The sequence below is a fragment of the Thauera aromatica genome (assembly GCF_023093595.1).
GTDB classification, from domain to species: Bacteria; Pseudomonadota; Gammaproteobacteria; order Burkholderiales; family Rhodocyclaceae; genus Thauera; species Thauera aromatica_A.
This window is the reverse complement of sequence record NZ_JALLIK010000075.1, coordinates 23,011-29,068: the sequence shown is the minus strand read 5'-3', so window position 1 is coordinate 29,068 and position 6,058 is coordinate 23,011. Positions and strand designations below refer to the sequence as shown.

Annotated in this window: 7 protein-coding genes; all 7 read right to left on the bottom strand. The window is 69.1% G+C overall.

Annotation, left to right across the window (positions count from 1 at the left end; translation table 11 throughout):
• Window positions 1-190: 190 nt before the first annotated feature.
• Window positions 191-625, bottom strand: a complete 435-nt coding sequence (locus MXC99_RS02450; RefSeq protein WP_247724023.1) for a DUF1841 family protein — start codon at window positions 623-625, stop codon at window positions 191-193.
• 106 nt (window positions 626-731) lie between these two features.
• A complete protein-coding gene (gene nth, locus MXC99_RS02445; protein ID WP_247724025.1) occupies window positions 732-1,364 on the bottom strand; it encodes an endonuclease III in 633 nt (210 codons plus the stop codon).
• Window positions 1,365-1,378: 14 nt separating this feature from the next.
• Window positions 1,379-2,083: an electron transport complex subunit RsxE gene (rsxE, locus tag MXC99_RS02440; protein ID WP_247724022.1), complete on the bottom strand. Its 705-nt coding sequence runs from the start codon at window positions 2,081-2,083 to the stop codon at window positions 1,379-1,381.
• The gene (locus MXC99_RS02435; RefSeq protein ID WP_247724021.1) at window positions 2,083-2,754 is read right to left on the bottom strand and encodes an RnfABCDGE type electron transport complex subunit G; all 672 of its coding nucleotides are present in this window, start codon (window positions 2,752-2,754) and stop codon (window positions 2,083-2,085) included. Before MXC99_RS02435 ends, rsxE begins: the two co-directional genes overlap by 1 nt.
• Window positions 2,751-3,770 (bottom strand): RnfABCDGE type electron transport complex subunit D, encoded by a 1,020-nt coding sequence (locus MXC99_RS02430; RefSeq protein ID WP_247724020.1) that lies wholly within the window; start codon window positions 3,768-3,770, stop codon window positions 2,751-2,753. The genes MXC99_RS02435 and MXC99_RS02430 overlap by 4 nt, the downstream gene beginning before the upstream one ends.
• Window positions 3,771-3,777: 7 nt before the next feature.
• The gene (gene rsxC / locus MXC99_RS02425) at window positions 3,778-5,505 is read right to left on the bottom strand and encodes an electron transport complex subunit RsxC (protein ID WP_247724019.1); all 1,728 of its coding nucleotides are present in this window, start codon (window positions 5,503-5,505) and stop codon (window positions 3,778-3,780) included.
• Window positions 5,502-6,053 (bottom strand): electron transport complex subunit RsxB, encoded by a 552-nt coding sequence (gene rsxB / locus MXC99_RS02420; RefSeq protein ID WP_247724018.1) that lies wholly within the window; start codon window positions 6,051-6,053, stop codon window positions 5,502-5,504. Before rsxB ends, rsxC begins: the two co-directional genes overlap by 4 nt.
• Between the last annotated feature and the right edge of the window lie 5 nt (window positions 6,054-6,058).

Below are 6,058 nucleotides of genomic sequence, written 5' to 3'. Positions count from 1 at the left end.
GTGCGGTTGGGTAGAACCACGCGGGCGCGAGTATTCATGTCGGGATCAGGCGGCGGCTGGAGCGCCAATTATACCAAAGGCATGATGATCATATTTTCACAGACTCTCAGCCCGCCGAGGTCGACCGGGAGGGCGCGGCGGACGGCAGACGCGACCGCCGGACGGGGCGGCGGCGGCGGGCGCCGTGGGTTCAGCCGGGCGCTCCGGCCTTCTTGCGCAGGCAGCGGACGTAGGCGGTGCCGTCGGGCGGGGTGCCGTTGCGCTGGGCGGTGAACAGCATCTCGCCGAGGCACTCGAGGGCGTCGTGGACGGCATCGTGGCGTTCGCCGCGACGGCTGCAGGCGGCATCGAAGGCGGCGCGGATACCGGGAGGCTGGTCGATCGACAGCTGTTCCTCGATCGCCAGGTGCAGCGACAGGTGGAGGAAAGGGTTGATCTGGCCGGCCTCGGGCGGAAAGTCGCGGTCGATCGACTCCGGGTCCTCGACCACCGCGTGGTATTCGGGATGCAGGGTGAGGATGTCGGCCGCGATCGTTTCCATCGGCGTCAGCACTTCCTTGCTGCGGTACTTGCGCCAGGTGTCGATGAAGAAACTGCGCACCTGGTCACGGCTGGGGTTGAACATCGCAAAACCTCGTTTTTTGTGCGCCCGTGCGGGAGGCGGGGGCAGGGTGGCAAGAGGGCCGCAAGCCAATAAGGGCCGCAACCCCGTGGGGGCGGCGTGCCCCGGGTCAATCGGTCTTGTCGCGGAACAGGCACAGGTCGCGCACGCGACAGGCGCCGCAGCGGGGCTTGCGCGCGGTGCACACGTAGCGCCCGTGCAGGATCAGCCAGTGGTGGGCATCGAGCAGGTAGTCCTTGGGCACGCGCCGCATCAGCGCCTGCTCGACTTCGAGCACATCCTTGCCGGGGGCCAGTCCGCTGCGGTTGGCGAGGCGGAAGATGTGGGTGTCGACCGCCATCACCGGCTGGCGGAACACGGTGTTGAGGACCACGTTGGCGGTCTTGCGTCCGACTCCGGGCAGGGCTTCGAGTGCGCCACGCTCGGCCGGCACTTCGCCGCCGTGGCGTTCGAGCAGCTGGCGCGACAGCGCCAGGGTGTGCTTCGCCTTGTTGCGGAACAGGCCGATGGTCTTGATGTATCCGGCGATGCCTTCCTCGCCCAGCGAGACCATCGCTTCGGGGGTCGGGGCGGCGGCGAACAGCTTGCGGGTGGCGAGGTTGACGCTGCGGTCGGTCGCCTGCGCCGAGAGCACGACCGCGACCAGCAACTGGTAGGGCGAAGCGTATTCGAGCTCGGTCCGCGGGTTTGGGTCGGCTTCGTGGAGGCGGCGGAAGAATTCGCGGATCGCCTCGCGCTTCATCGTCGGCATCGGGCTCAGCCGGCGGTGGCCGGTCCGGTTCCGGCTTCGCGCGCGGCGGTGGGCGGCGGCCTCCGCCGGGCCCGCGCCGCGAGGCGGACGTTGAGCGCATTGAATACGGCGATCAGCACGCCGAGAGTGAAGAAGGCGCCGGGCGGCAGGATCGAGATCAGGAAGCCGGGGTAGTCGTCGCCGAACACCGATAGCGCCGAGGCCCCGGGCAGGATCATGTCGATGCCGGAAAGCAGCGTGCCGGCGCCGAGCAGTTCGCGCAGCCCGCCCAGCACCGCCAGTACCCAGACCAGGCCGAGGCCCATCATCAGGCCGTCGACGGTGGAGGTAAGCGGATCGTTCTTGGCCGCATAGGCTTCGACGCGGGCGAGCACGATGCAGTTGGTGACGATCAGCGGAATGAAGATGCCGAGCACCAGATAGAGGTCATGCAGCCAGGCGTTGAAAGCGAGATCGACGACGGTGACCAGCGCGGCGATGATCAGGATGAACACCGGGATGCGGATCTCATAGGGAATGAGGTTGCGCAGCGCCGATACGGCGAGGTTCGCCAGCGTCATGACGAGGATGGTGGCGAGGCCGAGGCTCACGGCGTTGACCATCGTCGTGCTCACCGCGAGGATCGGGCACAGGCCGAGCAGCTGGGCAAGGCCGGGGTTCTGCTTCCACAGCCCGTTCCAGGCGAGGTCGCGGAATTCGGTCGGGGTCATCACGGGGCTCCGAGCAGGCTGCCGGCAGGTGCGGCGAAGAAGGCGTCCAGATGTTCGACGGCGAACGCGGTGCTGCGGCCGACGGCGCCGACCACCGCGCGTGCGCTGATGGTGGCGCCGCTGCGGTAGCCGAAGCTGCCGCCGTCCTTGCGCACTTTCCACGCCGCGGTGTCCACATCCTTCCAGGTGGCGACGGCGAACTGGCCGATCCACGGCATGTCCTTGCTGCGGTCCTTCTTCGGATCGATGTAGTCGCCCAGACCGGGGGTTTCCTTATGCTCGGTGACGCGCACTCCGGACAGCCGGCCGTCGACGGCGACCGCCACCACCAGGGCGATGCGCCCAGCGTAGCCGTCGCTGGCTGCGGCCTCGATCACCAGCGCGACCGGCTGGCCGGCCTTGCGCGCGCGCCAGGCGCGGCCGCCGCCGTCCATGCCGATCGCGGGCGTCGGACCGAAGCGCACGAAGTCGTCGAGCAGGGCGTTGTCGTAGCTGTCGGGGGGGAGCACCTCGTTGATCAAGCGCAGCTGCGCATCCTGCTTCGCGGTTTCGATCGCCGGCCGGGTGAGGCCGTAGGTCGCCGCCATCAGCGCAGTAAACACCAGGGTGAAGACCACCATGATCGCCGCGGTGCGCAGCGCGGTGCGGGGGGCGGAATAGCGCATGCTCATCGGCCGTCGCCTCCGGGGGTCCCGTTGCGGTGGCCGAAGACAGGGGGCTGGGTCTTCATGTCGAGCAGCGGCACGCACATGTTCATCAGCAGCACGGCGAAGGCGATTCCCTCGGGGTAGGCGCCGAAGTTGCGGATGAGCCAGGCGATCAGCGCGATGCCGGCAGCGAACAGGAGCTTGCCGCGCGGGGTGGTGGCGCCCGAGACCGGGTCGGTGACGATGAAGAAGGCGGCAAGCATCGCGCCGCCGCTGGCGAGATGGAACAGCGGCGAGGCGAACTGCGCCGGATCGAGCAGCCAGAACAGCGCCGAGACCCCGCCGAGGGTGGCGATGAAGGCCGCCGGCATGTGCCAGGTGATGATCCGCGTGGCGAGCAGGAAGAGCCCGCCGAGGATGTAGCCGAGCGCGATCCATTCCCAGCCGCGGCCGCCGAGCAGGCCGAAGGCCGAGCCCTCGCGCACGGCATCGACCGATCCGACGCCGGTGCGCAGGCCGGTGCGCAGGGCATCGAGGGCGGTGGCGCCGGTGATGCCGTCGAGCTCGCGGGCGCCGCCCAGGATCAGCGCGAGCTGGGTGTCGAAGGGCAACTGCCCGGCCGGCGGCCACTGCGACATCAGCGCCGGAAAGGCGACGATCATCGTGCAGTAGGCGACCATTGCCGGGTTGAACGGATTCTGGCCGAGGCCGCCGTAGAGGTGCTTGACGGCGACGATGGAGATCAGCACGGCGGTGACGGTGAGCCACCACGGCACGATCGGCGGGAAGCACAGCGTCACCAGCCAGGCGGTGATGACGGCCGACAGGTCGGTGACGGCGATCCGGACCGGGCGGCGGCGCAGGCGCAGCACCAGGGCTTCGGCGAGCAGCGCGGCGACGGTGGCGAGGGCGAGGTTGATCAGCACGCCGGCGCCGACTTGCCACACGTAGGCGGCGATTCCGGGCAGCAACGCGATCAGCACCAGGCCCATCGTGCGCTGCACGCTGACGGGTTTGCGGACGTAGGGTGAATGGATCATGGCAGGGTCAGTTGCGGGGCTCGGAGTCGCCGTCGGGCGTGCCCGGTGACGGCGCGTCGGCGCTCGAAAGTTCCGGCGCGCGGCGGTGGTCGGCGGCATGCACCGCCTCCAGCACTTTGCGGCGGGCTTCGATGTCGGCAATCTCGGCCTGTTTCTCGGGGCTGAGGTTGTCGGTGTTGCGCGGCCGGGTTTCGGCCTTTTGCGCCTGGGCGCGGGCGAGCGCGGCGGCGATCAGGGCTTTCTTCGGGTCTTCCGCGGCGGCATCGGCCGCGGCCGGCGCTGCGTCCGCGGTTTCGGCGCCGAGCTTGGCGTGGGTCTCGGCGGCCTTGGCCGCGAGCCGGGCGGCTTTTTCGGCTTTTTCGCGCTCATGGCGGAAGTTGCGGAACTCGAAACGCTCGCGGGCCTGGTCGGCAGCGGCCTTTTCGCGCTCGCGCGCCCAGATCTCGCTCTTGGAGAAGCGGAAGTAGTCCACCAGCGGGATGTGGGCCGGGCATACGTAGGCGCAGCAGCCGCATTCGATGCAGTCGAAGAGATGGTACTCCTGCGCTTTGCCGAAGTTTTTCGAGCGGCTGAACCAGTACAGTTCGAGCGGCTGCAGTTCGGCCGGACAGGCGCGTGCGCATTCGCCGCAGCGGATGCAGGGCTGCTCGGGCGGGGCGGGCGGGAACAGGGTCGGCGAGGCCGCGATGAGGCAGTTGCTGCCCTTGACGATGGGCACGTCCAGGCGCGGCAGGGCGAAGCCCATCATCGGTCCGCCCATCAGGGTGCGGTCGGTGTCGGCCTTCGGCTGTGCCAGCGCGAGCAGGTCTGCGACCGGAGTGCCGATCAGCACTTCCCAGTTGCCGGTGCGGGCGACGTTGCCGGTGAGGGTGACGATGCGGCTCAGCAGCGGCTCGCCGTGGGCGATGGCGCGATACACCGCGTGCGCCGTGCCGACGTTGAAGCATTGCACGCCGTAGTCGCCGCCGAGCTTGCCGTAGGGGATCTCGATGCCGGTGAGGACGCGGATGAGCTGCTTTTCGCCGCCCGCGGGGTAGAGCGCCGGTACCGGTACGATGCGCACATCGCCGGCCGCTGCCGCCGCCTCGCGCATCGCCGCGATCGCTTCGGGCTTGTTGTCCTCGATGCCGACGACCAGTTCGCGTGCGCCGATCAGCTCGCGCAGGATCGCCGCGCCGGCGAGGATGTCGGCGGCACGCTCGCGCATCAGGCGGTCGTCGCAGGTGATCCAGGGCTCGCACTCGGCGCCGTTGAGGATTAGGGTCTCGATGCCGGCGCCCTTGCCGAGCTTGACGTGGCTGGGGAAGGTCGCGCCGCCGAGGCCGACGATGCCGCAGTCGCGCAGCCAGGCGAGCGCCTGTTCGCGGCTGGCAGAGTGGTAATCGAACGGGGCGTGCTCGATCCAGCGCTCTTCGCCGTCGGGGGCGATGACCACGCAAGGGGTGTCGAGCCCGGAAACATGGGCCATCGGGTAGTGGCCCAGGTCCACCACCGTGCCCGAAGTGGGAGCATGGACTGCGGTGCCGAGAAAACCTTCGGGCGCGCCGATGCGCTCGCCCTTGAGCACGCGCTGGCCCACTTCGACGATGCAGCTCGCGCTCGCGCGCGCGCTTTGGCGCAGCGGCACCACCAGGCGCGGGGGCAGGGGGGCGCGGCCGATGGGGGCGCCGGCCGATTCGTTCTTGTGGGCATCGGGCTTGATGCCGCCGCGAAACTTGAACAAACGCCCGATCATGCCGCCTTCCTGATTTCGATCACCGGGTATTTCCATTTCCAGGTCTGCACGGTCTCGGTCACCGCCACCATCGCGATGCAGTCGACCGGGCAGGGGGCGACGCAGAGTTCGCACCCGGTGCACAGCGGTTCGACCACGGTGTGCATCTGCTTGGCGGCGCCGACGATGGCGTCGACCGGGCAGGCCTGGATGCACAGCGTGCAGCCGATGCACACCTGCTCGTCGATGACCGCGACCGCCTTGGGTTTTTCCACCCCGTGCTCTTCGGACAGGGGCTTGAATTCACGCCCGAGCAGGTCGGCGAGCTTGCGCACGCCTTCCTCGCCCCCGGGCGGACACTGGTTGATGTCGGCCTCGCCGTTGGCGATGGCCTCGGCATAGGGCTTGCAGCCGGGGTAGCCGCACTGGCCACACTGGGTCTGCGGCAGGATGGCGTCGATCTTTTCGACCAGCGGGTCGCCTTCGACCTTGAAGCGGATCGCGGCATAGCCCAGGGTCGCGCCGAGTACGATAGCGATGCCGGACATCACGAGCAGTGCGGTCAACATGGGGG

Bases quoted from the DNA above. Each gene is read 5' to 3' on its own strand.
- rsxB (WP_247724018.1), bottom strand. From the start codon at position 6,053: ATGTTGACCGCACTGCTCGTGATGTCCGGCATCGCTATCGTACTCGGC.
- MXC99_RS02450 (WP_247724023.1), bottom strand. From the start codon at position 625: ATGTTCAACCCCAGCCGTGACCAGGTGCGCAGTTTCTTCATCGACACC.
- rsxE (WP_247724022.1), bottom strand. From the start codon at position 2,083: ATGACCCCGACCGAATTCCGCGACCTCGCCTGGAACGGGCTGTGGAAG.
- rsxC (WP_247724019.1), bottom strand. From the start codon at position 5,505: ATGATCGGGCGTTTGTTCAAGTTTCGCGGCGGCATCAAGCCCGATGCC.
- MXC99_RS02435 (WP_247724021.1), bottom strand. From the start codon at position 2,754: ATGAGCATGCGCTATTCCGCCCCCCGCACCGCGCTGCGCACCGCGGCG.
- MXC99_RS02430 (WP_247724020.1), bottom strand. From the start codon at position 3,770: ATGATCCATTCACCCTACGTCCGCAAACCCGTCAGCGTGCAGCGCACG.
- nth (WP_247724025.1), bottom strand. From the start codon at position 1,364: ATGAAGCGCGAGGCGATCCGCGAATTCTTCCGCCGCCTCCACGAAGCC.